This window comes from Streptomyces sp. NPDC008139 (assembly GCF_042957025.1).
Lineage (GTDB): Bacteria > Actinomycetota > Actinomycetes > Streptomycetales > Streptomycetaceae > Actinacidiphila.
The window spans coordinates 43,301-68,272 of record NZ_JBIBHM010000002.1; the positions used below are offsets into that span (position 1 = coordinate 43,301).

Below are 24,972 nucleotides of genomic sequence, written 5' to 3' on the forward strand. Positions count from 1 at the left end.
GAACGTTACCAAGCGCTCCACCACGGACGATGGTTGTCCGCGCCGTGGCCTGACATCATCGACACAAGCCCGTACGGCGGTCGGCCCGAAGCACGCCGAGGAGGAGGCCCGTGAAGCGCCCGACGATGAAGGACGTGGCCCGGACCGCGGGGGTGAGCCCCATGACGGTCTCCCGCGTCGTGTCGGGCGAGCCGGGCGTCTCGCCGGACACCGCCGCCAGGGTCGAACAGGCGGTCAGGAAACTCGGCTACCAGCGCAACGACAACGCGCGCAATCTGCGCCAGAAGAACCTCGGCACCTCCACCATCGCGCTCGTCGTCGACGACCTCGCCAACCCCTTCTACGCGCTGATGGCCCGCTCGGTCGAGGACGAGGCGCACCGCCGCGGCTACGTCGTGCTCGTCGGCAGCACCAACGACGAACCGCGGCGCGAACGCGAGGTCATCGCCGCCTTCACCGCCCGCCAGGTGGACGGCCTGATCATCGTGCCGACCATCGGCGGCCACGGCTTCCTCAAGCAGCCCATGGAGGGCGGCACCCAGGTGGTCTGCGTGGACCGGCCCGCCAAGGGCCTCGCCGTGGACACCGTCACCGTCGACAACCGCGCGGGCGCCGAACGCGCGGTCACCCACCTGCTCGACCACGGTCACACCCGTATCGCCTACCTGGGCGACCGCTACGGCATCTGGACCCAGCAGGAGCGCCACCTCGGCTACCTCGACGCGTTGGCAGCCCACGGCATACCCGAGGACCCCGACCTCGTCCGGCACGAACTGCGCTCGCACCGCGAGGCGCGCGGCGCGCTCGCCGGGCTGCGCGCCCTGCCGGACCCGCCGACCGCGCTGTTCGCCAGCAACGACCTGATCACCATGGGCGTGCTCGACGGCCTCGACCACCCGGCCCCGGTGGCCATCGTCGGCTTCGACGACCTGCCGCTCGCCGAACGGCTCAGCCCGCCGCTGACCGTGGTCAGCCAGGACCCGGTGGCCATCGGCGGCACGGCGGCCAATCTGCTCTTCGCCCGGATCGGCGGTGACCGCTCCGCACCCCGCTCCGTGGTGCTGCTGACCCGTCTTGTGATCCGCGGCTCCGGCGAATTCCGCGGCCTCCGGCCTTCCCAACCCGCCCCGGATCAGGGGTGATTACCGTCAGCAGCGGAAGTCCACTGTCGCGTCATTGACATGCACACCATTCCCCATCAGGGTGAGAGCGCTCTCAGAACCGCTGCGGAGGAACGGATTCCGCGATGTCCGGCGACGTCTGTCCTCCGCGGTGCCCCAACTGATGAGGAGTACAGAGCGTGTACATCACCAAACGGAAGCTGTTCGTACCGCTGGCCGCGGCCACGCTGATCGGCGGCGGACTGACCGCCGCGGGGCTCGCGTCGACCGCCTCGGCCTCGGTGCCGGACACCATTCCGCTCACCTTCACCAACAACTCCGGCCGCGGCGACCAGGTCTACGTCTACGACATCGGCACCAACCTCGCCACCGGAGAACAGGGCTGGGCCGACGCGGACGGCGCCTTCCACGCGTGGCCGGCCGGCGGCAATCCCCCCACCGAGGCGCCCGACGCGTCCATCGCGGGCCCAGCCGACGGCCAGTCGCTCACCCTGAAGCTCCCCAAGTTCTCCGGCCGGGTGTACTTCTCCTACGGCCAGAAGCTGGTCTTCAAGCTGACCACCGGCGGTCTCGTCCAGCCCGCCGTGCAGAATCCGGACGACCCGAACCACGACATCCTGTTCAACTGGACCGAGTACACGCTCAACGACTCGGGCCTGTGGATCAACAGCACGCAGGTCGACATGTTCTCCGCCCCCTACGCGGTCGGCGTGAAGACCGCGGACGGGACGACGAAGACCACAGGACACCTCAAGCCCGGCGGCTACAACGGGTTCTTCGACGGCCTCAAGGCGCGGCCCGGCGGCTGGGCGGGCCTGGTCGAGACCGCGCCCGACGGCAGCGTCCTGCGCGCGCTCGCGCCCGGCCACGGCATCGAGTCCGGCGCGCTGCCCGCCTCGGTGATGGACGACTACATCAACCGGGTCTGGGACAAGTACAGTTCCTCGACCCTGACGGTCACGCCCTTCGGCGATCAGCCGGACACCAAGTACTTCGGCCGGGTCTCCGGTGACGTGATGAACTTCACCGACTCCTCGGGCGCGGTCGTCACCAGCTTCCAGAAGCCGGACTCCGACAGCGTCTTCGGCTGCTACAAGCTGCTGGACGCGCCGAACGACCTGGTGCGCGGCCCCATCTCCCGTACGCTGTGCGCCGGTTACAACCGCACGACGCTGCTGACCAACTCCGAGCAGCCCGACGCGGACGCGTCCGGCTTCTACCAGGACGCGGACACCAATCAGTACGCCCGCGAGATCCACGAGCAGATGGCCGACGGGAGCGCGTACGCCTTCGCCTTCGACGACGTCGGCAACCACGAGTCTCTGGTCCACGACGGCGACCCGCAGGAGGCGTCGATCACGCTCGACCCGTTCGACTGAGCCGCGTCAGCGGCCCGGTGGGGTGACGACGACGGCCGCGGCGGCAGGTGCTGTCGCCGCGGCGTTGTCGTCGTTGTTCCCGTTCCAGTCGGTCACGGTGTCGCCGACGATGTGGCCCGCGAGACCGACCGCCAGGAAGACCCCGACGAGGACCTTCGCCGCGGTGCTCATCAGCAGCGGCCGGGTGGCGGAGGCGAGCGCGCCGGGAACGGCTCCGGGCACCGCCCCGTAGGTGTCGCCCGGCACGGCGCCCGGCATGCCCGGCCGCACCGCGCCCGGTACGGCCTTCGGCGCGTCGCCGTCGCCGAAGAGACGCTTGGGGTAGGCGGAGGTCAGCAGGAGCACGTAGGCGCTGAACCGCATGCTGTAGCGCAGCGTCGCGGCGCTCGCCTCGAACAGCGGCCGGGGCATGCGGCCGAGCACCAGCGTGATCAGCCAGATGATGAAGGCGAGCGCGTACCAGCCGGAGGTCACCAGGCCCTGCACGATGCCGGCCGGGATCATCAAGATGATGCGGAAGAACACCGCGAGCCGGTTCAGCGGCCCCGGCCGCAGCTCGATCCGCACCGGATAGTGCTCGGCGGGCCGCAGTGCGAACGGCGGATACCGGTCGACCAGCAGCATCGCGCTGGCGTGCACACGCGTCTCGTACGCCAGGAACGCGCCGAGGTAGCGGGCCACGCCGTCGGGCAGGTGCCCGGTGAACAGCGCGGCGAACCAGCCGACGATGACGGTGAAGAACGCGCCGACGCCGAGCACGAACACCACGATGAACTGCGGGATCAGCAGCAGCCAGCGCAGCAGCACCGTCAGCCGCCGCTGGCGGCCCGGGTCCGGCATGTCCAGTTCCGGCAGCCACTCCACCGGCTCGGTCCCCTCGGGCCTCGCCCACATCGGTTGCGTCATGCCCGGCGCTCCGTCCTGGGACGTCCACGAAGACGCCCTCGTGGACGAACCTCGCAGTCCGGAGCACCCCTCGCATGTCCAGCAGGGCGGCCGGGTGACGCCCGGACGGGCCGCACCGCCGTGCGGGCGCTCCTGCGGGCGGTGACCATGGAGCGCGAAGGGGGGCTTCCGCGCAGGCCCGCACGTGCCGGGCAGGCGCGGGGACAGGGGCGGCGCGCGTGACCCGCGGGCGCCGCCGCAGCGATGACGACGACCGAGAGGTGCGAGCCATGCCCAGGGGATCGAGCGCCAAGCGCGAGCGCCAGTACGAGCACATCAAGGAGAGCGTCGAGGACCGCGGCGGGTCCGAGAAGCGGGCGAAGGAGATCGCGGCGCGCACCGTCAACAAGGAGCGCGCCCGCTCCGGCGAGGCGCGCACCGCGAGCCGCAGCTCCACCCACGACATGTCGTCGGGCCGCCGCGGCGGCCTGCGCTCGCACTCCGGCGCGCAGGGCCCGACGAAGGAACAGCTCTACAACGAGGCCAGGCAGCGGAACATCAAGGGCCGCTCGTCGATGACGAAGGCGGAGCTGTCCAAGGCGCTCGGCCGCTGACGCACGCCCGCTGACGCCCGCCGGGCGTCGCACGCCTCAGGTCCAGATCCCGGCTCGGGCTCGGGCTCAGTTGAAGGTGTCCGGGTCGGGGCCCGTGCGCTCACCGCGGTCGAGTGCGGTGATGGCGGCCATGTCGGCCTCGGGCAGCTCGAAGTCGAAGAGCCGGAAGTTCTCCTCGACGCGGGCGCGGGTCACCGACTTCGGGAAGACGATGTCGCCGCGCTGGATGTGCCAGCGGAGCGTGACCTGGGCGGGCGTGCGGCCCAGCCGTTCCGCGGCGGCCACCAGCACCGGGTCCTTGAGCACATTGCCCTTGGCGATCGGGGACCACGCCTCGGTCGCGATCTCGTGCTCGGCGTTGAAGGCCCGTACGTCGTCCTGCACCAGGTACGGGTGCACCTCGATCTGGTTGACGGCGGGGACGACCGTGCACTTCTGGAGCAGGCGGCTGATGTGCGGCGGCTGGAAGTTGGACACCCCGATGGCCTTGGCGCGGCCCGAGGCGTAGATCTCCTCCAGCGCCCGCCAGGTCTCGGTGAAGTCGCCCACCGCAGGCCTCGGCCAGTGGATCAGGAAGAGGTCCAGATACGGCGTGTCCAGGTCGTCGAGCGAGCGCGCGAAGGCCGTGAGGGCGTCGCCGTACGCGTGATAGGGGTTGTCGAGCTTGCTGGTGAGGAAGACCTCCTCACGCGGCAGGCCCGATGCGCCGACGGCCTGGCCGACTTCCTTCTCGTTGCCGTACATCTCGGCGGTGTCGATGTGGCGGTAGCCGATCTCCAGGGCGGTGGTGACCGCCTCCCGGGTGTCCTTCGGCGGGATCTGGAACGTCCCGAAGCCGAGTTGGGGGATGGCGACGCCGTTGTTGAGCGTGAGAGCGGGCACAGCAGACATGTGCGCGACTTCCTTGCGTGTCTCGGCGGGTGGTTCCCGGTGGAGCCGCCTGACCCGCGGCGACGAGCCCGGAGTGACAGGGCGGCCTTCACCCACCGTAACTTCTGCCGACGTATCCGGCCTCCCGACGGCAGACCCTGGCGCGCGCGGACCCTGAGCGGGTCATGAGGGGCGCCCAGCCGATACGACCGGACGACGGGGGGGATGCCGCCGGCCGTATCGGCTTGTGAGGCGGGGGGGTGCCTCAAAGGTTCGGGTGCCCGGGTCCCGCACCGCCAAACACCCCGAATCCGAGAGCGTGCCGAAGTCGCTTCGGAGAGCGCTCTCTCGGGAGGGGTGTAACCCGTTACGCTGTGTCTGTTCCGCGCCACGCCACCCCGCGTGAAGGAGACGTCCCTTGTCCGACCCGAGCTTCGCGCCGCGTCCTACGCTGGAGGCCGTCGCCGCGCGGGCCGGGGTGTCGCGTGCCACCGCCTCACGGGTGGTCAACGGGGGAGCGGGAGTACGGGGACCGCTGGTGGAGCGGGTGCGCAAGGCCGTGGACGAGTTGGGGTATGTGCCGAATCAGGCGGCGCGTACGCTGGTGACGCGGCGCAACGACGCCATCGCGGTGGTGGTGGCCGAGCCGGAGACGCGGTTCTTCACCGACCCGTTCTTCGCGCAGCAGGTGCGCGGGATCAGCAAGGAACTCACCGCGCGGGACAACCAGTTGGTGCTGCTGCTGACCGAGGGGGCCGCGGATTACGAGCGGGTGGGCCGCTATCTGGCGGGCGGTCACGTGGACGGCGCGCTGATCTTCTCCCTGCACACCGACGACTCACTGCCCGTCCTCTCCAGCAGGGGAGACGTGCCGATCGTCATCGGCGGCCGTCCCACCTGGTCCGATCAGGAGTCCGGCCGCCGCGCCCTGTACGTGGACTGCGACAACCGGGGCGGCGCGCGGGACGCGGTACGCCACCTGCTGGGGATCGGCCGCCGCCGGATCGCCCACATCGCGGGACCGCTCGACCAACTGGCGTCGGTGGACCGGCTCGACGGCTTCCGTGACGTGCTGCCGGAGACCGACCCGCGGATGATCGCCGAGGGCGACTTCACCCCCGAGGGCGGCGCCCGCGCCATGGCCGAACTCCTCCAGCGCTGCCCCGACCTGGACGCCGTCTTCGCCGCCTCCGACGTCATGGCCTCCGGCGCCCTGCGCGTCCTGCGCACCTCCGGACACCGCGTCCCCGACGACATCGCCGTCGTCGGCTTCGACGACATGGTCTCCGTCGCCGAATGGACCGACCCGCCCCTGACCACCGTCCGCCAGGACATCGAGGAAATGGGCCGCCTCATGGCCCGCCTCCTCCTGCGCGCCCTGGAGCCCGCGCCGACCGCCGAGGCCGTTCCGGCGCTGTCGTCCATCGTCACCCCGACCCGGCTGATCGTCCGCGCCTCCGCCTGAGGCCGCCGGACCGGATCGGCCGGACCGGATCAACTGGATCAGGCGCGTCGGACGAACTGGGCCCGCTCGGCCGGGCCGGATCCGACGGACCGTCACCACTCCACCGCGCGCGCCGAATTGCGGCACTCCTCCCGTATTCGTCGTGCGACGGCTCTTGACGAGGGGTCGCCGGAGCGGGCACGCTCCTTCTGGTGGCCTGAGAGCGCTCTCAGACGGAGCGGCCCCCCGGCTCTCGGCGCACCGACCCCGCCCGTTCCGCCCGACCGTCGCGTATCCGTGACCCACCCTCTATGGGAGCGCTTCCACATGACCGCTGTCGACGACCACGCCACTGCCGAGGAGTTGCGGTTCCCGGCCGGATTCCGGTGGGGGACGGCCACGGCCGCGTATCAGATCGAAGGAGGCGCGACGGAGGACGGGCGGACACCGTCGATCTGGGACACCTTCAGCAGCACGCCGGGGCGGGTGCGCAACGGGGACACCGGCGACATCGCCGCCGACCACCGGCACCGGATGCCCGAGGACGTCGAGCTGATGCGCGAACTCGGCGTCACGGACTACCGGTTCTCGGTGTCCTGGCCCCGCGTCCAGCCGACCGGCCGGGGCCCCGCGGTGCAGCGCGGCCTCGACTTCTACCGGCAGCTCACCGACCGGCTGCTGGAGGCGGGAATCCGGCCGGTGGTCACGCTCTACCACTGGGATCTGCCGCAGGAACTGGAGGACGCGGGCGGCTGGCCCGAGCGCGACACGGCGGCGCGGTTCGCGGACTACGCGGAGCTCGTCGGCGAGGCGCTGGGGGACCGTATCCCGCTGTGGACGACCCTCAACGAGCCCTGGTGCAGCGCCTTTCTGGGCTACGGCTCCGGCACGCACGCGCCCGGCAGGACCGACCCGGCCGCCGCGCTGCGCGCCGCGCACCACCTCAACCTCGGGCACGGCATGGCCGTCGGCGCCCTGCGCGCACTGCTCCCCGACACGGCCGCGGTCTCGCTGGTGCTCAACCTGGCGGCGGTGCGCGGCCGTTCCGACTCCGCGGCCGACCGGGACGCGGTGCGCAGGATCGAGGCGCTGGCCAACCGGATCTTCCTCGACCCGGTCTTCCACGCGCGCTACCCGCGGGACCTGATGGAGGACACGGCGGCGCTCACCGACTGGTCGTTCGTACGGGACGGCGACCTCGCCGAGATCTCCCGGCCGATCGACGTACTCGGCCTCAACTACTACAGCCCCACCGTGGTCGCCGCCGCGGCGGCCTCGCCCTCCGCCGTGCCCGGCCGCCCCTCCCCGGCGGAGCCCTCGCCGTGGCCGGGCACCGACGGCGTCGTCCGCTTCCTGCCCGCGGAGGGCCCGCGCACCGCCATGGGCTGGCCGGTCGACGCCGAGGGCCTGACCGGGCTGCTGCGCCGCCTGGGCAGGGAACTGCCCCGCGTGCCGCTGATGATCACCGAGAACGGCGCCGCGTACCACGACTACGCCGACCCGTCGGGCGCCGTCCACGACCCCGAGCGGATCGCCTACCTGGCCGGCCATCTGGCCGCCGTGCTGGAGGCGGTGCGCTCGGGCGTGGACGTCCGCGGCTACTTCCTCTGGTCGCTGCTCGACAACTTCGAGTGGTCCTACGGGTACAGCAAGCGCTTCGGCATCGTGCACGTCGACTTCGCCAGCCAGCGCCGCACCCTCAAGGACAGCGCCCGGTGGTACGCCGACCTGATCGCGGCCAACCGCGCCGCGCCCGGCGCTCCGGGCCCGCGCCACCCGCACCGCCGCCGTGCCGGAGTCCGCGCGGTGTGAGGCGGGCGGGGCGTGTCGCGGTCCGGCCTGTGCGCGCCGGGCCCGGTCAGCGCGCGCCGGGCCCGGTCAGCGCGCGGCGGGCCCGGTCAGCGCGCGGCGGGCCCGGCCGGGTCGACGCGGTGCCGCTGTACGTGCTCGTACGCCATCGTCGTCTGCACATCGGCGATCTCGCGGCGCTCGGTGAGCCGGTCGATGACGAAGGCGTAGACGCCGTTCACGTCGGGGACCGCGATGTGGATCAGGAAGTCGTGCGGGCCCGAGGTGACGAACAGGCCGATCACCTCGGGCAGCGTGGCGGCCCACTCGCGGAAGCCCTCGATGACCGGCCGGGCGGGCGGCCTGACCCGTACCGCGATCAGCGCCTGCACCGGGCGGCCGATCGCTTCGAGGTCCAGGGTCGCGTGGTAGCCGGTGATCACCCCGCGGTCGCGCAGCTGCTTGACGCGTTCGAGCGAGGTGGAGGGGGAGACGCCGGTCTTGGCGGCGAGATCGCGGTTGGTCTGCCGTGCGTCGTGCTGCAATTCCCCCAGCAGAGCCTGGTCCAGCGCATCAAATTCCACGAGAGTCCCTATCTGCCTGATGAAGTTCGGTTGCCCTGAGGGAAGACGGCACGTGTGCCTAGTCTAGGCGGCGGATTCCCGATCGAATGGAGGGCGCCGCATGGACGTGCGCACGGACCTGTCGACCCGGCAGGCGAAACTCAAATGGGTCATCGTCGTGGACGAGGCGCTGCCCGCCGGGCGGCTGGTGAACGCCGCCGCCTGCATGGCCGCCTCGGTCGGCAAGGAACTGCCCGACCTGGTGGGGCGCGGCGGCGAGGACGCCTCGGGCGCCGTGCACCCCGGCCTGCCCTGGGCGGGCTGCTCCGTCCTCGCCGCCGACGCCGGCACGCTGCGTGAGCTGCGCGGCAAGGCGGCGGCCAAGGACGGTGTCCTGGTGGTCGACATGCCCGAGGCGGCCCAGACCTCGCGGGTCTACGACCAGTATCTGGACCAGCTCGCGGGCACCAAGGGCGAGGACGTGGCGTACAGCGCGATCAGCCTGGTGGGACCGCGCAACGCGGTGGACCGGCTGGTCGGCAGGCTCCCGCTGCTGCGCTGAGCGCGGTGGCCCCTGCGCGTACGCACGGGCCACCGCGTATCCGCCGGTACGCGTCCGCGCGTGCGCCCCGTACCCGCCGCGTGCGTCCCGTCCCCGCCGGTACGCACTCGTCCCGCCGCTCCCGACGCGCCCGCCGGCGCCAGTCGAGCGATGATCGAGGGATGAGGCGTACCGGTCGCGAGATGGGCGTCCCCGAGCTGGAGCCCGAGGTGTTCGACCGTGCCATCGTGTCCGTGGCCCTGACGTCGGGGCCCGAGCACCGGCTGGTGTACTACAACGACGCCTTCCACGACCTGTTCGGACCGCGCCCGCTCGGCGTCCCGGCGGGCGAGGTGTTCGACGAGCCGCACGAGTCGCCGTACCTCGACCTGCTCGACGTGGTCTACACGGACAAGGCGCCGCGCCAGGTGATCACCCCGCGCACCACGCGGGGCAGCACGCCCGGTGCGCCCGGGCGGCGGCACTTCGTCTACAGCCTCTCGCCCGTGGTGTCCCGGCACGGCCCTGGCGTGCTGACCGTCGCGATCGACACCACCGCGCACATCGAGGCCGCCGAGCGGGCCGAGGAGCTGTCGGAGGAGCGCCACCAGGCGTTGCAGCGCTACGAGGCGCTGATGTCGGCCGTCTCGCAGATCGTCTGGCTGATGCGGCCCGACGGTGCGATCACCGAGTTGGTCGGCGGCTTCGAGGAGTTCACCGGGCTGCCGTGGCGGTCCAGGATCGACGAGGTGTGGCTGGAGTCGGTGCACCCGCACGACCGGGCCGGGCTCCTCCAGACCTTCCAGGAGGCGGCGACCGGGCCGCCCACGATGTTCGTGTGCACCTTCCGGATGCGTACGGCGACCGGCGCGTACCGGCGCGTGCAGTCGCGGGCGGTGCCGGTCGTGCGCGACGGCGAGACCGTCGAGTGGATCGGCACCACCTCCGACGTCGAGGACCAGTGGCGCAACCGGCTGCGCGAGCGGCTGCTGGCCCGGGTAGCCACCGTGACCGCCGCGCAGGACGTGGCCCAGGCGTTCGCCGCGACGGCCTCGGCGGTCGTACCGGAGCTGACCGACGCCTGCGTGGTGTTCCTGCTGCCCGACGTGGGGCTGCCTCCCGGTCCCGGCGGGGCGGCCACCGCCACCCGGATCGCCGCGACGGCCAGGGCGGGACTGCCCGACCTGCCGCCGCTGAACGACCAGTCGTACCAGGTCGGCCCGGTCATCCAGCAGGTGATCGAGAGCCGCAGGCCCCGGCTGGTGACCTTCCCCAGCGGCGAACCGCCGCCCGGCATCGTCCCCGACGCGTCCACCGCCTGGCTGCGCAAGGTCAGGGCCACCAGCCTCACCATCGTGCCGATCGTCATCGACGCGGCCGTGGTCGCCTTCGCCGTCGCGGCGGCCTGCGCCGACAGCCCGCCGCCGGGCCCCGCCGACCTCGCGCTGCTCGGCGAGATCCTGCACGAGGTGCGTGACCCGCTGCGGCAGGCGCTGGAGCTCCAGCGCACCCGGCACACCGCTCTCACTCTCCAGCGGGCCCTGCTCACCCCCACCCCGCGCGTGCCGGGCGCCGAACTGGCCGCGCACTACCAGCCCGCCAGCAAGACCGCCGAGATCGGCGGCGACTGGTACGACGCGCTGCTGCTCCCCGACGGCTCCGTCGCCCTCACCATCGGCGACATCGCGGGCCACGACCTGGAGGCGGCCACGTCGATGAGTCAGCTGCGCAGCATGCTCCGCGTCATCGCCTACGACCAGGTCCACCCCGGCACGCCCGCCGACAGCCTCGCCCGGCTCGACCGCGTCGCCGACGGCCTGGGCATCGCGCCGCTGGTCACCGCCGTCCACGCACAGCTCACGCCGGGGCCGGGCGGCGGCTGGCACGCCGCCTGGTCCAACGCGGGCCACCCGCCGCCGCTGCTGCTCCCGGTCTCAGGAGCGCCCCGCTTCCTCCAGGGCGAAGGGCCCGACCTGCCGCTGTGCGTCGACCCGGCGCTGCCCCGCGCCACCTGGCACCACGAACTGCGCCTGGGCGACACGCTGTTGCTCTACACCGACGGGCTGATCGAGGTGCCGGGCACCGACCTCACCGAGGGCATGGCGCATCTGGCCGCGCACGCGGAGGAGGCACAGTCCGACGGGGTGACGCTGGCCGCGCTCTGCGCCAGGCTGCTGGCCGCCGCCGACTCGCGGCGCGACGACGCGGCCGTGATCGGCTTCCGGCCGACCGCGCAGGGGCGGGTGTGGGAGGGGATGTGGGCCTGAGGACGGGTCGGGGCAGCGCCCGCGGTCACCGGCGGTTCCTCAGAGCCGCACCACCATCACCACGCCCAGCGTCACCATCGTGACGGCGATGACCCCGTCGAGGACCCGCCAGGAGCCGGGCCGGGAGAAGGGCCGCCGCAGCAGCCGGGCGCCGAAGCCGAGCGCGCCGAACCACAGGACGCTGCCGGACGCGGCCCCGACGGCGAACGGCCAGCGGCCACCGCCGTACCCGTTGGCCACCGACCCCAGCAGGAGCACGGTGTCCAGGTACACATGCGGATTGAGCCAGGTCATGGCGAGGCAGGTGAGGACGGCCGCGCGCAGGGTGCCGCCGCTCGCGTCCGCCGGGTCGAGGTGTTCCGTGCGCAGCGCGCGGCGGGCGGCGAGCAGGCCGTAGCCGACCAGGAAGGCGCCACCGACCCAGGCCGCGACCGTGACGGCCGAGGGCCAGGCGTGCACCACGGCGCCGATCCCGCTCACGCCGAGAGTGATCAGTGCCGCGTCCGACAGCGCGCAGATCGCGACGACCGCGGCGACGTGCTCCCGGCGGATGCCCTGCCGCAGGACGAAGGCGTTCTGGGCGCCGATGGCGACGATGAGCGACAGGCCGGTACCAAGACCCGCCAGAGCCGCGAGAAGGGCTGCGTGCATGGTGACGAGGCTAGGAGAGGCCCTGTCATCAATCCAGCTAATGATTCTTAGGTAGCGTAAGGGATCGTGATGATCGATCTCCCGCTGGACCAGGTCCGCACGCTGCTCGCCGCCGTCGACGAGGGCACCTTCGAGGCCGCGGCGCAGACCCTGCACGTCACGCCGTCCGCGGTCAGCCAGCGCGTCAAGGCGCTGGAACAGCGCACCGGACGCGTCCTGCTGCTGCGCACCAAGCCGGTACGGCTGACCGAGTCCGGCGAGATCGTGGTCCGTTTCGCACGCCAGCTGACCCGGCTGGAGCGGGACGCCAGCGCCGAACTGGGGCTGTCCGACGAGACCGCCGGTACGACGGCGCTGCCGATCGCGGTCAACGCCGACTCGCTCGCCACCTGGTTCCTGCCCGCCCTCGCCGAGGTCCCGGCGGGCCTGCCGGTCTGCTTCGACCTGCGCTGCGACGACCAGGACCACACCGCCGGGTGGCTGCGGCAGGGGCTGGTGATGGCGGCGGTCACCTCCTCGCCGGAGCCCGTGCAGGGCTGCACGGTCCGCGCGCTCGGGCGCATGCGGTACCGCGCCATGGCCTCGCCCGCCTTCCACGCGCGGTGGCTGTCGGGGGCGCCGCTGCGGGAGGCGCTGCCGGACGCGCCGCTGGTGGACTTCGACCGCAAGGACGACCTCCAGGACCGCTTCCTGCGCGCCCTCGCGCCGCGCCGCGGTGCGGGCACCCCGGTCGCGGGCCGCGCCGCGAACACCCCGGTCACCCGGCGCGCCCGGCACTACGTCCCCTCCTCCGACTCCTTCGTGACGGCGGTCGCTGCGGGGCTCGGCTGGGGCATGATCCCCCAGGTGCAGGCCGTGGGGCACCGCAGGGACGGGACGCTGGTCGACCTCGCCTACGAACGGCCCGTCGACGTCCCCCTGTACTGGCAGCAGTGGAAGCTCGACTCCCCGGCGCTGGCCGCCGTCGCCGAGGCCGTGGTGCGGACGGCGGCGGTCGCGCTCAAGGACACCGAGGGCGCGCCGGCGGCGGGCTGACGCGGACCGGCCGGGGCGTGTGTGCGCACGCCCCGGCCGGTCACCGCCGGATGTCCACCGGCGAGTCACTCGTACGCGTCGGCTACCCGTACGCGTTGAACTCCGCGATCGACCACCAGGACGTGGCGCTGCCGGTCTGCGTCACCCGGATGTAGCGGGCGGCCTGCGCGGGGAACGACGCCGTGACCAGCGCGGCGGAACCCGTGCCGGTGGCCACCGGGGCGCTCCAGGTGGTGCCGTTGGCCGACAGCGCGACCTGATAGCCGCGGGCGTAGTCGCTCGCGCTGCCCGCCGAGTCCATCGTGATCTGGTCGACGGTGTGCGACGCGCCCATGTCGACGGTCACCGTCTGGCCGTTGACCATCGGCGTGCCGGTGCTCCAGCGCGTCGACGAGTCCCCGTCCAGCATCCGCGCGGCCACGTCACCGCCGCCGGTCGCCGAGGCGGACGCCGTCCACCCCGTACGCGACAGCAGCGAGTGACCCCCGCCGCCGTTGCCCGCGGGGATGGTGGTCTGGCCGGTGAGGCGGATGTCGCGGGACGACGAACCGACGTAGACGGCGTTCGTACCGGCCGCGTTGGTCCAGGCGTTCGTCCAGTACTGGAAGCTGCGTGCGTCCAGGGTGACCGAGACGTGCTGGCTCTGGCCGGGGTTGAGGCTGACCCGCTGGAAGCCCCGCAGGCTCTTGGGCGGTTCACCCGTCGTGGCGGGCTGTCCGACGTAGACCTGGGCGACCTCGGCGCCCGCTCGCGTGCCGGTGTTGGTGACGTCGAAGCCGACCGCGACATTGCCGTTCGCGTCAGGAGCGCCGACCGTCAGGCCCGAGTAGCCGAAGGTCGTGTACGACAGGCCGAAGCCGAACGGGTACGCGGGCGTCTTGTTCTGCGAGTCGTACCAGCGGTAGCCGACGTTCACGCCCTCGCTGTACTGCACCGTGTTGTTCTGGCCGGGCCACTGCGCGGTGGTGTGCGCCGGGACGTCGGCGATCGAGGCGGGGAAGGTCACCGGCAGCTTGCCGGAGAAATTCGTGTCGCCGTACAGCAGCCGGGCGATGGCCGTGCCGTCCTCCTGGCCCGGATACCAGTTCTCGACGATGCCCCGCACCGCGTTGGCCCACGGCATCGTCACCGCCGAACCGCTGTTGACGACCACGACCGTGTTGGGGTTGGCCGCCGCGACATCGGTGACGAGCTGATTCTGCGCGGCGGACAGGTCGATGGACGACAGGTCCCCGCCCTCGGACTCGAAGTTGCTCACGAAGACCACCGCGAGGTCCGAGGAACGGGCTGTCGCGACCGCCTGGTCGTGCAGCGACAGGCCCGGAATCTGCCAGCCGAGCGTGGCGTTGCTGCCGCCGCCCGCCTGGTAGTAGTCCACCTCGATGCTCACCGGCGCATTGGCCGTCAGGCTGATCGTGCCCGTCCTGGTGGTCGGACCCTGGTCGAACCAGTTGTTGATGATCTGCTGGCCGTTGACGAACAGCCTGCTGCCGTCGTCGCTGTTGAGCGAGAAGGTGTACGTGCCGGTGGTCGGTGGGGTCAGCGTGCCGGTCCATTTCGCCGACCAGTTGGTGGTGTTGACCCCGGGGGCCGGGGACTGGCCGCCCCACACGTTGTCGACGGTCGAGTCCACGCGGCTCGCCACCACGGCGCCCGACAGGTCCTTGCTGTTGTGGTACTCGCCGTACAGGCCGCTGCCGGTGCCCTGCGACGGCTTGAGATACGCACTGCCGACCGGCGACAGCGAACCGTTCGCCGACGCGACGCCCTGCGCGTACGTCACCGTGGTGCCGCTGCCCGCACGGGACTTGAGGCCCTGATACGGCGTGATCACATGCGGCGCGTTCACGCCCGCGCTGCCGCCGCCCTGCGTCATCGCGCCGGTGCCCGCGTCGTCACCGATCACGGCCATCGACTTGACCGACGAGGCGACCGGCAGCACCGAGGAGCCGTTCTTCAGCAGGACGCTGCCCTCCTCGGCGACCTGCTGCGAGATCGCGGCGTGCGCGGGGGAGGTCACGACCGCGTTCGTGGAGCCGTTGTTGGGGTTGTCGAACAGGCCCTGGCGGAACATCGACAGCAGGATGCGACGCACATGGTCGTCGATCGTGGCCTGCGAGACCTGGCCGTTGTTCACCGCGTTGGTCAGCGCGGTGCCGTAGTAGTCCTTGCCCGGCATCTCCATGTCCAGCCCGTTGTTGGCCGAGGCGACCGTGGAGTGGGTGCCGCCCCAGTCCGAGGTGATGAAGCCGGTGAAGCCGAGGTCGCCCTTGAGCAGGCCGTTCTGCAACGGGCCGTTCTCGCAGGCGAAGGGGCCGTTGATCGCCGAGTACGAGCACATCACCGAGTCGGCCTGGCCCTGCTTGACCGACGTCTCGAACGCCGGGGTGTAGATCTCGCGGATGGCGCGGTCGGAGACGATCGCGTTGTCCGAGGCGTTGTTGCGGTTGGTCTCCTGGTTGTAGACCACATAGTGCTTGACCTGGGCCATCGGGCCCTGGCTCTGGATGCCCTGGATGTCGGCGGCGCCCAACTGGCCCGCCAAATAAGGGTCTTCGCCCATCGACTCGAAGGCGCGGCCCCAGCGCGGGTCGCGCACGATGTTGATCGTCGGCGCCAGCACCACATTGGTGCCCTTGCCCCACTGTTCCGAGCCCAGCACCTTGCCGTAGTTCTGCATCAGCGCGGGGTCCCAGCTCGCCGCGCCCGCGACCGGGGCGGCCATCTGCGTCACGTCGTTGAAGCCGTCACCCGCACCGACCGGCCCGTCCTGAAGGTGCAGCGGCGGAATGCCCAGGCGCGTGTTCCCGTCCACACACCCGACGTACCCGCACGACGCCCCGCCGTGCAGCATCGTCAGCTTCTCCGCCTGCGTCATCGCCGCCAGCAGCTCGTCCGCCCGCTGCGCGGGCGTCTGCGCCGTGTTCATCCACGGCTGCGTCGCGGCCTGCGCGGGACTCCGACTCGCGGAGACAGCGCTTGCTCCGGTCACAAGTAAGAGCGCTGCCGCTATGGGCAGCGCCGTTCGTATCCAAGGACGTGTTCGACGCATGGGGGGACTCCTGTGTGCGGCTCGACAACGCGGGGGAGAGCGACGGAACGCACAGCCCGCACGACGCGTGGGGGCGCCGACAGCGGACTGCGCAAGCGACGATCGTCCCCCGCAGACCCCGTGTCAAGACTGGCAGAGAGCGCTCTCCCGCCGTCGGCGGAGGTTGCGTGACGGGCCGTGCGGAAAAGCGCGCCCGGCCGCCTGGCGAGGTCAGGGAGCGGCGCCCTCGGACGGCTCGCAGGCCAGGCCGTCGTGATCGCGGTCGAGCTTCGGCCGATAGCGCGGATCGCTGCTCGGAATGTCGCTCGCGCCGTGGTCGTGCGCGTCCGTGCAGTCCTTGTAGGTGGTCGCGGGCGGACCGGTCGTCTCTGCTCCCGAGCCCGGCACCGCGTGGACACTCGCCCCGGTGATCCGCCCGCCGTCGACGGAGTACGTGCCCTCGAAGGACTTGACGGTGCCGTCGGTCTGGGTGGCGTCCAAGTGGACGGTGACAGTGGTGGGGGTGCTGGCGAGGACGGTCACGACGTCTTGAGAGGTGGAGGAGAAGCCGTTGACGAAGGCCGAGTAGGAGGAGCTGACGTTCTTGCCGCCGAGAGCCCACGCCCGGCTGAAGTCACGGGCGTTGATTGCGGCGAAGTAGTCGCTGACGACCGTCCTCGGGTCCGTGGCGGTGGCCGTCGCCGTCGCTGTCGTGGTCGTCGTCGGAGCGGTCGGGGTGGGCGTCGGTGTCGCAGGCGGCGGATTCGGCGTCGTCACGGTGGTCGTCACCGTCGCTCCGGACGCGCTCGGAGCGACGCTGACGCCCGCCGACGAGTTGCCGTCCGTGCTGCCGCATGCCGCGGCCGTGGCCGCCGTGACGGCGACCAGCAGCGTGGCGGGCAGGAGTCGTACACGGGCCATGGGACTCACCTCGCAGGTGGCTGTCCCCTTGTCCCAGAGTGCGCCGCCCCGGCCGGTACCGCTCGCCGATCAAGGACGGACGCGCGCCTCAGCGGGTGCGGTCCTCGTCGGGGGCCGGTGGGGTGTCGGGGGTGTCCTCGGCCATCGAGCCGGGGCTGGAGAAGTCGGGGCTGGAGAAGCCGTGGGGGGAGATGCCGACCTCCTGGGGGACGAGGTCGTCGGCGGAGTCGGCCTCGTAGTCGGGGCCCTCGAAGGGCGGGACGACGTAGTCGGGCGGGGTGTAGTCGTGGATCTCGGGCGCGTCGGGGCCCGTGAAGTCGGGACTGGAGAAGTCCGGGCTGGAGAAACCGGGGCTGGAGAAGTCCGGCGCGTCCGCGTCCGTACCGCCCGCGTCGCCACTTCCGCCACCGTGCTGTTCGTCGCTCATCTCGGTCCCCTCACGGCGGTCCGCACCGCCTGCCCGCGGAACGGAATGAACCCGGCCGCGTCACCGTTGCCATGCACACAACGAACAGTACGAGACAGTACGAGCAGGAAGGTGTCCCATGAAGGTCCGTAATTCGCTGCGCTCGCTCAAGAGCCGTCCGGGCGCCCAGATCGTCCGCCGGCGCGGCAAGGTCTATGTCATCAACCGCAAGGACCCCCGCTTCAAGGCCCGTCAGGGCTGACCTCCGCGACCGGGGCGGAATGCCGGGATCCGCCCCAACTCCCCTGTATCGGGCATGAGCCGGTTGAGCGTGTCGTGCACCGATCAGGGTGTGCGACAGTATCCCTTGCCCGGGATCGGGCGGCAGTACAGGGCGCGGCGAACAGGCCCGGTGAGAACCGGACGGCGCGTTCGGAAACCGGCGTGGGGTGCGGGGCGTCCGTGCTGGTGGGGGTACCGGCGGGTCAGGGGGCCCGACCGGAGGTGCGCGCGCGGTGGAGGCGTGGGAATGAGTTCCGAGATCTACTTCAGCAACAACTACCGGGATCTGTGCCAGGAGCACGGCACGGGAGCGGGCTTCCAGTTCGAGTTCTCGTGCCGGCGCTGCCAGGACACCTGGCGCTCGGCCTTCGAGCCGTACACCAGCGGCCGGGTCGCGGGCTGGCTCGGCAAGGGCGTCAGCGCGGCCTACGGCGTGCTCGGCCGTGGCGGCTACGGCATGTCCAGCGCCGCCGACGGCCTGGCGGGCGCGGGCTTCGGCAGCGCGCGCGACAAGTCCTTCCAGCGGGCGATCACCAACGCCGAGGGCCACTTCAACCGCTGCCCGCGCTGCACCGACTACGTCTGCAACCGCTGCTGGAACGCCGCTCAGGGCATCTGCCTGACCTGCGCCCCCGACACCGCAGCCGAGGCGCTCGCCGCCCAGCAGCGCGGCCTCAACGACATGGTCTCCGAGCGCGCCTACACCGTGGGCCAGCAGAGCGGCCAGGCGTTCGACGTGACCGCCGCGCGCCAGCTCGTCTGCCCGCAGTGCGGTACGGAGACGCGGGGCGCCGCCTTCTGCTCCGGCTGCGGCCACCGGCTCGCGCAGCCCGACAACTGCGCCTCGTGCAGCGCCCCGATTCCCGAGGGCGCCGCCTTCTGCCCGGGGTGCGGCACCCGCCGCTGACGACGCGCGCCGCCACCCCCTCGCGTCGGCCGACGCGTGAGGGGGAGCGGCGCCATCAGTTGAGGGCCGCGCCAGGGGCTCTTACGCGTCCCGCGCGCAGCTCGCGCGCCCCGCACCACTGCTGATGAGCGTCAACTGCTCGCGCGTGGCCGGGGCGTGGATCGCGGGCGTGCCGTGGGCGCGCAAGCCCGCGAGATGGATGTCCAGGTGCCGCTGCCACGCCTCCGGCGCGACCGGGCCCGCGGTCTCCACGATGCCGCGCAGCGCCCACGAGATCGCCATGATGTCGCCGAGCACGATGTCGGGACCGATCCGCCCGAACTCCTGCGCCTGGGCGAGGAGTTCGGTGATCAGGTCGCGCAGCTGCTCGACGCAGGCCGCCTTGGAGTGGCCGACCGCCTTGACCGCGTAGCCCCGGTGGGTGCTCAGCGACTGGCCCATGGCCCGCAGATAGACCTCGAGCCCGGTGCCGTCGCCGAGCGCGAGCGCACGGCGCGCCTCGGCGACCAGCTCGCTGAGCATCTGCCCGACGATCTCCTCGACCAGCGCCTCCTTGTTGGGGAAGCGCCGGTAGACCGTACCGACGCCCACCCCCGCGCGCGAGGCGATCAGCTCCACGCTCGCCTCCGTGCCGAATTCGGAGACGACCTCACGCGCGGCCTCGATGACCAACTGCTGGTTGCGTACGGCATCGCGCCGCATCGGCCGGTCCTGCGTGTCGCGCGCTGTCATCCGTCACTCCCGGTGGGTGCGGCCGTTCGTACGCCGGAGCTCACTCCGGCTTGTCACCCACGACCGTACCGCCGGGTACCACCGCCAACTCCGGATGCGCGGGCTCGTCCGCGAAATCCACCAGCCTGGTCTGCTGCCGGGTGACCGGAATCAGCATCGCGGCGAAGGCCGCGATCAGCAGCGCGACACCGAGCATCGCGAAGCCGTTGGTGTACCCCGACTCGCGCGGCAGACCGTCGGCGGCCGGGTTCGAGGTGACGATGCTGGCCATCAGCGCCGCGCCGATCGAGCCGCCGATGGTGCGGATGTTGGCGTTCATGCCGCTGGCCACGCCGGTCTGCTCCGGCGGCACCGCGGCGACGATCAGGCTCGACATGGCCGAGAAGGCCAGGCCGAAGCCGACGCCCATCACGCCGGTGGCGATGTACAGCTCCCAGGTCGCGCCGTGCGCGAAGGCGATCATCGCCAGCGAGACGGTGCCGATCAGCGAGCCGAGCAGGACGACGATCTTGCCGCCGATCCGCTGGGCGAGACGGCTCGCGCCCAGGCCGACGGCGAACATGGTCACCGACATCGGCAGCAGGATCAGACCGGACTCGGTGATGCTCGATCCGAAGCCGTAGCCGGTGGACTTCGGGGTCTGCACGAATTCGGTGAGGAAGGCGAAGGTCGCGTACATACCGACACCGAAGAGCAGCGCGACCAGGTTGTTGGTCCACACCGCGGGCAACCGCATCATCTTCATGTCGATCAGCGGTACGGCGGAGCGCAGTTCGACCTGCACCCAGGCGACGGCCAGGACGACGGCGGCGATCAGCAGGCCGATCACCTTGCCGGAGGCCCAGCCCCACACCGACGCCTGGCTCAGCGCGACCAGCAGGGCGACCAGCCAGCCGGAGAGCAGCACGGCGGGCAGCCAACTGATGCGTCCCGGCGTGCGGATCGGGGACTCGGGGACGAAGAAGTGCGCGGCCACGGCCGCGAGGATCGTCATGATCATCGGCAGCCAGAACAGCCAGTGGTAGTCCAGCACGCTGACGATGGGTCCCGCGAGGACGATGCCGAGGCCGGAGCCGACCGCGATCAGCGAGGCGATGGCGCCGACCGCGCCGTTCAGCTTCTCGCGCGGGAACTCGTCGCGGATGATGCCGAAGGCCAGCGGCAGCACACCGCCGCCGATGCCCTGGATCACGCGGGCGATGATCATCACCTGCACGTTGGACGCGAGCGCGGCCAGCAGCGAGCCGACCGCGAGGGCGGACATCGTCGCCACGAAGACGCGTTCCTTGCCGATCATGTCGCCGATGCGGCCCATGATCGGGGTGAATATCGACGCCGACAGAAGATAGGCGGTCAGCACCCAGGTGACGGTGTTCTGGTTGGTGTGCAGGCTCTCCTGGATCGTCGGCAGGACGGGGGTGACCAGGGACTGCAACAGCGCGTAGGCGGCGACACCCGCCGCCAGGACCGCGAACGTGACCTGGTGGTGCGGTCGCCGGGTCTCGGACGCCATGGAACTCCTCAAGCTTGAACCGGAACGAGCATTCCGTTAAGCCAGCAGAATATCGCATCAGGAATGACGCTTCCGTTTCGTGGAGGTCAGGTGTAACACACACCTCACTTCGCCCCCGGCGGGAATAAACGGCGGGAACGCCGCCCCGAAGGCCCGTCCGACGCGTATACACGCGCACCGGCAGACGCTGCCTTCCCAGTGGTGGGAGCGCTCTCATTCCCCCTATGCGCCTGAAGGGCCCCACACTCCATGACTGGACGTGCGCCCGATCCGTCCGTGGCGTTCGGCTGCCAACCGGTCTGACGCCACCCGAGCCACCCGCACACCCACGGCCTGCCGCCGCCTCATCGATCCACCCGGGCGGCGGGCCGGGCGTTCGCCGCGACACGGCGTCGCACGGCTTCGCACGGCCTAAGGTGGCCGGATGTTCTCCGATCAGGGGCCGAGCTTCCGCGAGTTGGCGGTGCAGGCGCTCTCCTCCGTCGACCGCGGCTACGACCTGCTCGCGCCGAAGTTCGACCACACACCGTTCCGCACGCCCGATGTCTTCCTCGACGCGGTGGCGGGCGCTCTCGCGCCGCTCGGGCCCTTCGACGCGGGACTCGACGTCTGCTGCGGTACGGGCGCGGGCGTCGGGACGCTGCGGTCGCTGTGCGGGAAACGCGTCACCGGCGTGGACTTCAGCGCGGGGATGCTGGCCGCCGCGCGCGCCGCGTACACCGGCCGGGACACCGCCGAAGGACCGGAGCCGGAGTGGGTTCGCGCGGACGTCCGCGCGCTGCCCTTCGACGCGGAGTTCGACCTCGCCGTCAGCTTCGGCGCCTTCGGGCACTTCCTGCCCGCCGAACGCCCCCGGCTGTTCTCCGAGGTGCGCCGCGCGCTGCGCCCCGGCGGGCTCTTCGCCTTCCCGGTCACCGCGCCGCCGCCGGTCGACTCGGCCCTGTACTGGGCGCTGTGGGGCTTCGACGCCGGGATGCGGGTGCGCAATCTGGTCTGGCGCCCGCAATTCGTCATGTACTACCGGACGTTCCCGCTGCGCGGGGTGCTCGACGACCTCGCGGGGGCCGGATTCACCGTGACCCACACGGCACTTGAGGAGTTCGGCCGCCGCCCGGACGGCAGCCCGCGCTGTCGGCTGGTGCTGGCCCGCAGCACCTGACCGGTACGGGGTCCGTACCCGGTCGGTGCCGCGGGCCGGGGCGCGGCCGGGGTCAGGCCGAGCAGCCGCTGTCGGCGATCACGTAGTAACCGGCCGCCGTCTCCTTCAAGGTGTGCGTGACGAAGACATTCCACAGCCCCATGTTCTGGTTGGAGCCGTTGGCGTACGCGTATCCGCCGCTCTGATGGGCGCGGCCCGCCGCCACCTGGGCGTAGTTGGTGGCGGTGAAGCACTGCCCGGAACCGCCGCCGCCCGACCCGGTGGTGGTCGCCGTGACCGCGCCGGACGGGGCGCCGACCGTCCCGGCCGAGTCGACCGCGGCGACGGTGTAGGCGTACGAAGTCCCCGCCGACAGGCCGCTGTCGGTGTACGCGGCCGAGGTGCTGGTGCCGACCTTGGTCCCGGCGCGGTAGACGGTGTACGAGGCGGCGCCGGTCACCGCCGCCCAACTCAGGCTCGCCGTCGTGTCGGTGGTGCCGGTGACCTTGAGCCCGGTGGGCGCGGGCAGCGCGCCCGTGCCCCCGCCGGAACCGGAGTCCAGGCCCCAGAAGCGGGCGGTGTAGTAGCTGGAGCAGATCGTGTCGAGGTAGTACGCGCCGGTCGCGCCGCACTGCTCGGTGCCCGAGCCGGGGTCGACGGCCAGGCCGTGTCCCATGCCGGCGATCGAGTACATCTGCACCGCGGGCTTGCCGGAACCGTCGTTGTACGTGGTCAGCGTGGTGTTGCCGGGCAGGGTCTGGGTGCTGGACGGGGTCTGGCTGATGCCCCACACATTGGTCCACTGGTCGCGCAGTTCGGTGGCGTTGACCGGGTAGACCGTGTAATCGGAGGCGCCCTGCCAGATCGCCACCCGCGGCCACGGCCCGGCGTAACCGGGGTAGGAGGCGCGGACCTTGTCGCCCCACTGCGCCGGGGTGAGATTGAGGCCGCCGTACTGGCAACCGGAGGCCGCCGTCTGACTGGTGGCGCACTGCGCGGGCAGCCCCGAGTCCACCGAGCCGCCCGCGAAGACGTCCGGGTAGTCCGCGAGCAGGTCGGCGGTCATGCCGCCGCCCGCCGACAGGCCGGTGACGTACACCCGACGGCTGTCCGAGCCGTACTGCGTGACGGCGTGGCCGACCATCGACACGACGGACGCCGCCTCGCCCTTGCCGCGGGTGTCCTTCGCGGGGTCGAACCAACTGAAGCAGGACAGCGAGTTGTTGGCCGAGCTGGTCTGCGGCAGCACGAGCGCGAAGCCCCACAGGTCGGCGTACTTCTGCCAGCCGGAGTTGGCGAAGTAGTCGCTCGCGCTCTGCCCGCAGCCGTGCAGCGCGACCACGACGGGAGCGTTCGCGGGCAGACCGGCGGGTGCGTACTCGTACATCGCCAGATTGCCGGGGTTGGAGCCGAAGGACGAGACCTGGGTGAGACCGGCCGCGGCGGCCGGACCGGCGGTGACGACCGCGCCGAGGCAGGCGGTGAGCAGGGCGAGGACACCGAGGAGCGCGGTGGTCACGGCGCGGGCGGTACGGGGGAAGGGCGAACGGGCGCTGCCGGGCGGCGGGTTGGGGGGCATGCGGACTCCTCGGGATGGGGGGCGGCTCACGGTCGGCGGACACCGGCACGTCGGACGACAGCGGTAGGGGGCGTTCCTGATGTGACGGGGACCACGTGTCGGCTGGACGGTAGAACCGCCGCGGCGGCCCCAGACACGTGAAGGACCGCCACCCCTGGGCGGCGGAAGTGGGGGCCGCCGCCATTGCGTCCGCCGCGCCGCGGTGCGCCCGGCGGCGCGGCCGGCCGGCCACCGCCCGCGCCGCCCGGGCGTATCGGCATGGACCCCTAAGGGCCCGCGCGACATGGCTGTGGACGCCACCTCGGGACGGGGAAGTATGGTCACCGGCCACGTGTGCGGGCCCCCGCATCGTTTCTAGCGTGGCGGCCATGGAGAGCACTCAGAGCCCCGGCGCCGAGGGGCCGCCCGCAGCGCCGCCCGCCGCAGCCACCCCCGACGACCCGCCCGGCGCGCGGTTCCTGGCCGGGCGGACCGCCCTGGTCACCGGAGCCGCCAGCGGTATCGGACGGGCCTGCGCGGTGGCCCTCGCCGAGGCGGGCGCCGCCGTCTACGTGGTGGACATCGCGGCGGACGCGGCCAAGGAAGTGGCGGCGGAGATCGGCGGCACCTGCTGTGTCACCGACCTCGCCGACCCCGCCGCCGTCGACGCGCTGCCCGACGACGCCGACATCGTCGTCAACAATGCGGGCCTTCAGCACATCGCGCCCGTCCACGAATTCCCCCCGGAGCGCTTCGCGTTGATCCAGCGGGTGATGGTCGAGGCGCCGTTCCGCATCCTGCGCCGCACCCTGCCGCACATGTACGCGGGCGGCTGGGGCCGGGTGGTCAACATCTCGTCGGTGCACGGCCTGCGCGCCAGCCCTTACAAGTCCGCTTACGTCGTCGCCAAGCACGCCCTCGAAGGGCTCAGCAAGACCGTCGCGCTCGAAGCCGCGCCGCACGGCGTGACCAGCAACTGCATCAACCCCGGCTATGTCCGCACCCCGCTCGTCGAGGACCAGATCGCCACCCAGGCCGTCGCGCACGGCATCCCCGAGGCGGAGGTGGTGACCCGGGTGATGCTGGAGCGCACCGCGATCAAGCGGCTGATCGAGCCGGTGGAGGTCGCGGCGGCGGCCCTGTGGTTCTGCTCCCCGCACACCGGCTACATCACCGGGGCCTCGCTGCCGCTGGACGGCGGGTGGACCGCCCACTGACCCGCGCACACCGAGCCGACCGTCGAGCCGGCCACCGGGCGGCCCACTGATCCGGCCATCGATCCAGTCACTGATCCGGCCACTGACCTCGCCTTTTACGGCGGCTGGT

Annotated in this window: 22 protein-coding genes; 12 read left to right on the forward strand and 10 right to left on the reverse strand. The window is 71.9% G+C overall.

Features of this window, described 5'->3' with window-relative positions; translation table 11 throughout:
- The first annotated feature begins 110 nt into the window (after positions 1 to 110).
- The gene (locus ACFZBB_RS04090; protein ID WP_391117617.1) at positions 111 to 1,142 is read left to right on the forward strand and encodes a substrate-binding domain-containing protein; all 1,032 of its coding nucleotides are present in this window, start codon (positions 111 to 113) and stop codon (positions 1,140 to 1,142) included.
- Positions 1,143 to 1,300: 158 nt separating this feature from the next.
- Entirely contained in the window at positions 1,301 to 2,500 is a 1,200-nt protein-coding gene (locus ACFZBB_RS04095; RefSeq protein ID WP_391117619.1) for a beta-1,3-glucanase family protein, read from the forward strand.
- 6 nt (positions 2,501 to 2,506) lie between these two features.
- Here ACFZBB_RS04095 and ACFZBB_RS04100 read toward each other — a convergent pair whose 3' ends face one another.
- Entirely contained in the window at positions 2,507 to 3,406 is a 900-nt protein-coding gene (locus ACFZBB_RS04100) for a DUF4389 domain-containing protein (protein ID WP_391117621.1), read from the reverse strand.
- Between the two features lie 269 nt (positions 3,407 to 3,675).
- Here ACFZBB_RS04100 and ACFZBB_RS04105 point away from each other — a divergent pair, with 269 nt between their 5' ends.
- Positions 3,676 to 3,999, forward strand: coding sequence for a plasmid stabilization protein (locus ACFZBB_RS04105; protein WP_355345913.1), 324 nt, complete (start codon positions 3,676 to 3,678; stop codon positions 3,997 to 3,999).
- A 66-nt stretch (positions 4,000 to 4,065) separates the two neighbouring features.
- Here the strand turns inward: ACFZBB_RS04105 and ACFZBB_RS04110 are convergent, their stop codons facing one another.
- Entirely contained in the window at positions 4,066 to 4,890 is an 825-nt protein-coding gene (locus ACFZBB_RS04110) for an aldo/keto reductase (RefSeq protein WP_391117623.1), read from the reverse strand.
- Between the two features lie 397 nt (positions 4,891 to 5,287).
- On the opposite strand from ACFZBB_RS04110, the gene ACFZBB_RS04115 reads away from it, so the two are divergent.
- Both ACFZBB_RS04115 and ACFZBB_RS04120 read left to right on the forward strand, forming a co-directional pair.
- On the forward strand, positions 5,288 to 6,334 hold the full coding sequence (locus ACFZBB_RS04115; protein ID WP_391117625.1) for a substrate-binding domain-containing protein: 1,047 nt from the start codon (positions 5,288 to 5,290) through the stop codon (positions 6,332 to 6,334).
- A gap of 306 nt (positions 6,335 to 6,640) precedes the next feature.
- Entirely contained in the window at positions 6,641 to 8,125 is a 1,485-nt protein-coding gene (locus ACFZBB_RS04120) for a GH1 family beta-glucosidase (protein WP_391117627.1), read from the forward strand.
- An 86-nt stretch (positions 8,126 to 8,211) separates the two neighbouring features.
- On the opposite strand, the gene ACFZBB_RS04125 is transcribed toward ACFZBB_RS04120, so the two are convergent.
- Complete coding sequence (locus ACFZBB_RS04125; RefSeq protein ID WP_355345924.1) at positions 8,212 to 8,685, reverse strand: Lrp/AsnC family transcriptional regulator; 474 nt, start codon at positions 8,683 to 8,685, stop codon at positions 8,212 to 8,214.
- Positions 8,686 to 8,785: 100 nt separating this feature from the next.
- Here ACFZBB_RS04125 and ACFZBB_RS04130 point away from each other — a divergent pair, with 100 nt between their 5' ends.
- Together ACFZBB_RS04130 and ACFZBB_RS04135 are read left to right on the forward strand one after the other, a co-directional pair.
- Positions 8,786 to 9,226 (forward strand): DUF2000 family protein, encoded by a 441-nt coding sequence (locus ACFZBB_RS04130; protein ID WP_391117629.1) that lies wholly within the window; start codon positions 8,786 to 8,788, stop codon positions 9,224 to 9,226.
- A gap of 161 nt (positions 9,227 to 9,387) precedes the next feature.
- A complete protein-coding gene (locus tag ACFZBB_RS04135) occupies positions 9,388 to 11,472 on the forward strand; it encodes a SpoIIE family protein phosphatase (RefSeq protein ID WP_391117631.1) in 2,085 nt (694 codons plus the stop codon).
- Between the two features lie 39 nt (positions 11,473 to 11,511).
- On the opposite strand, the gene ACFZBB_RS04140 is transcribed toward ACFZBB_RS04135, so the two are convergent.
- Positions 11,512 to 12,123, reverse strand: a complete 612-nt coding sequence (locus ACFZBB_RS04140) for a LysE family transporter (protein ID WP_391117633.1) — start codon at positions 12,121 to 12,123, stop codon at positions 11,512 to 11,514.
- Between the two features lie 69 nt (positions 12,124 to 12,192).
- Between ACFZBB_RS04140 and ACFZBB_RS04145 the strand changes: the two genes are divergently transcribed.
- On the forward strand, positions 12,193 to 13,158 hold the full coding sequence (locus tag ACFZBB_RS04145; protein ID WP_391117635.1) for an ArgP/LysG family DNA-binding transcriptional regulator: 966 nt from the start codon (positions 12,193 to 12,195) through the stop codon (positions 13,156 to 13,158).
- A gap of 82 nt (positions 13,159 to 13,240) precedes the next feature.
- Here ACFZBB_RS04145 and ACFZBB_RS04150 read toward each other — a convergent pair whose 3' ends face one another.
- The 3 genes from ACFZBB_RS04150 to ACFZBB_RS04160 form a co-directional block, all read right to left on the reverse strand.
- Positions 13,241 to 16,087: a glycoside hydrolase family 3 C-terminal domain-containing protein gene (locus tag ACFZBB_RS04150; protein WP_391117637.1), complete on the reverse strand. Its 2,847-nt coding sequence runs from the start codon at positions 16,085 to 16,087 to the stop codon at positions 13,241 to 13,243.
- 333 nt (positions 16,088 to 16,420) lie between these two features.
- Positions 16,421 to 17,110 carry an excalibur calcium-binding domain-containing protein gene (locus tag ACFZBB_RS04155; protein ID WP_391117639.1) on the reverse strand — a complete coding sequence of 230 codons (690 nt, stop codon included), beginning with the start codon at positions 17,108 to 17,110 and terminating at the stop codon, positions 16,421 to 16,423.
- 88 nt (positions 17,111 to 17,198) lie between these two features.
- Positions 17,199 to 17,537, reverse strand: a complete 339-nt coding sequence (locus ACFZBB_RS04160) for a hypothetical protein (protein ID WP_391117641.1) — start codon at positions 17,535 to 17,537, stop codon at positions 17,199 to 17,201.
- Positions 17,538 to 17,655: 118 nt separating this feature from the next.
- Between ACFZBB_RS04160 and ykgO the strand changes: the two genes are divergently transcribed.
- A complete protein-coding gene (gene ykgO / locus ACFZBB_RS04165) occupies positions 17,656 to 17,778 on the forward strand; it encodes a type B 50S ribosomal protein L36 (protein WP_188285404.1) in 123 nt (40 codons plus the stop codon).
- Positions 17,779 to 18,045: 267 nt separating this feature from the next.
- A complete protein-coding gene (locus ACFZBB_RS04170; protein WP_355345949.1) occupies positions 18,046 to 18,705 on the forward strand; it encodes a zinc ribbon domain-containing protein in 660 nt (219 codons plus the stop codon).
- An 81-nt stretch (positions 18,706 to 18,786) separates the two neighbouring features.
- On the opposite strand, the gene ACFZBB_RS04175 is transcribed toward ACFZBB_RS04170, so the two are convergent.
- Entirely contained in the window at positions 18,787 to 19,437 is a 651-nt protein-coding gene (locus tag ACFZBB_RS04175; RefSeq protein ID WP_391045581.1) for a TetR family transcriptional regulator, read from the reverse strand.
- Positions 19,438 to 19,477: 40 nt separating this feature from the next.
- Positions 19,478 to 20,950: an MFS transporter gene (locus ACFZBB_RS04180; RefSeq protein ID WP_188285401.1), complete on the reverse strand. Its 1,473-nt coding sequence runs from the start codon at positions 20,948 to 20,950 to the stop codon at positions 19,478 to 19,480.
- A 424-nt stretch (positions 20,951 to 21,374) separates the two neighbouring features.
- Between ACFZBB_RS04180 and ACFZBB_RS04185 the strand changes: the two genes are divergently transcribed.
- Positions 21,375 to 22,109, forward strand: a complete 735-nt coding sequence (locus ACFZBB_RS04185) for a methyltransferase domain-containing protein (protein WP_391117644.1) — start codon at positions 21,375 to 21,377, stop codon at positions 22,107 to 22,109.
- A 52-nt stretch (positions 22,110 to 22,161) separates the two neighbouring features.
- Here ACFZBB_RS04185 and ACFZBB_RS04190 read toward each other — a convergent pair whose 3' ends face one another.
- The gene (locus tag ACFZBB_RS04190; protein ID WP_391117646.1) at positions 22,162 to 23,667 is read right to left on the reverse strand and encodes a PHB depolymerase family esterase; all 1,506 of its coding nucleotides are present in this window, start codon (positions 23,665 to 23,667) and stop codon (positions 22,162 to 22,164) included.
- A gap of 368 nt (positions 23,668 to 24,035) precedes the next feature.
- On the opposite strand from ACFZBB_RS04190, the gene ACFZBB_RS04195 reads away from it, so the two are divergent.
- Positions 24,036 to 24,863: a 3-hydroxybutyrate dehydrogenase gene (locus ACFZBB_RS04195; RefSeq protein ID WP_391117648.1), complete on the forward strand. Its 828-nt coding sequence runs from the start codon at positions 24,036 to 24,038 to the stop codon at positions 24,861 to 24,863.
- The last annotated feature ends 109 nt before the right edge of the window (positions 24,864 to 24,972 follow it).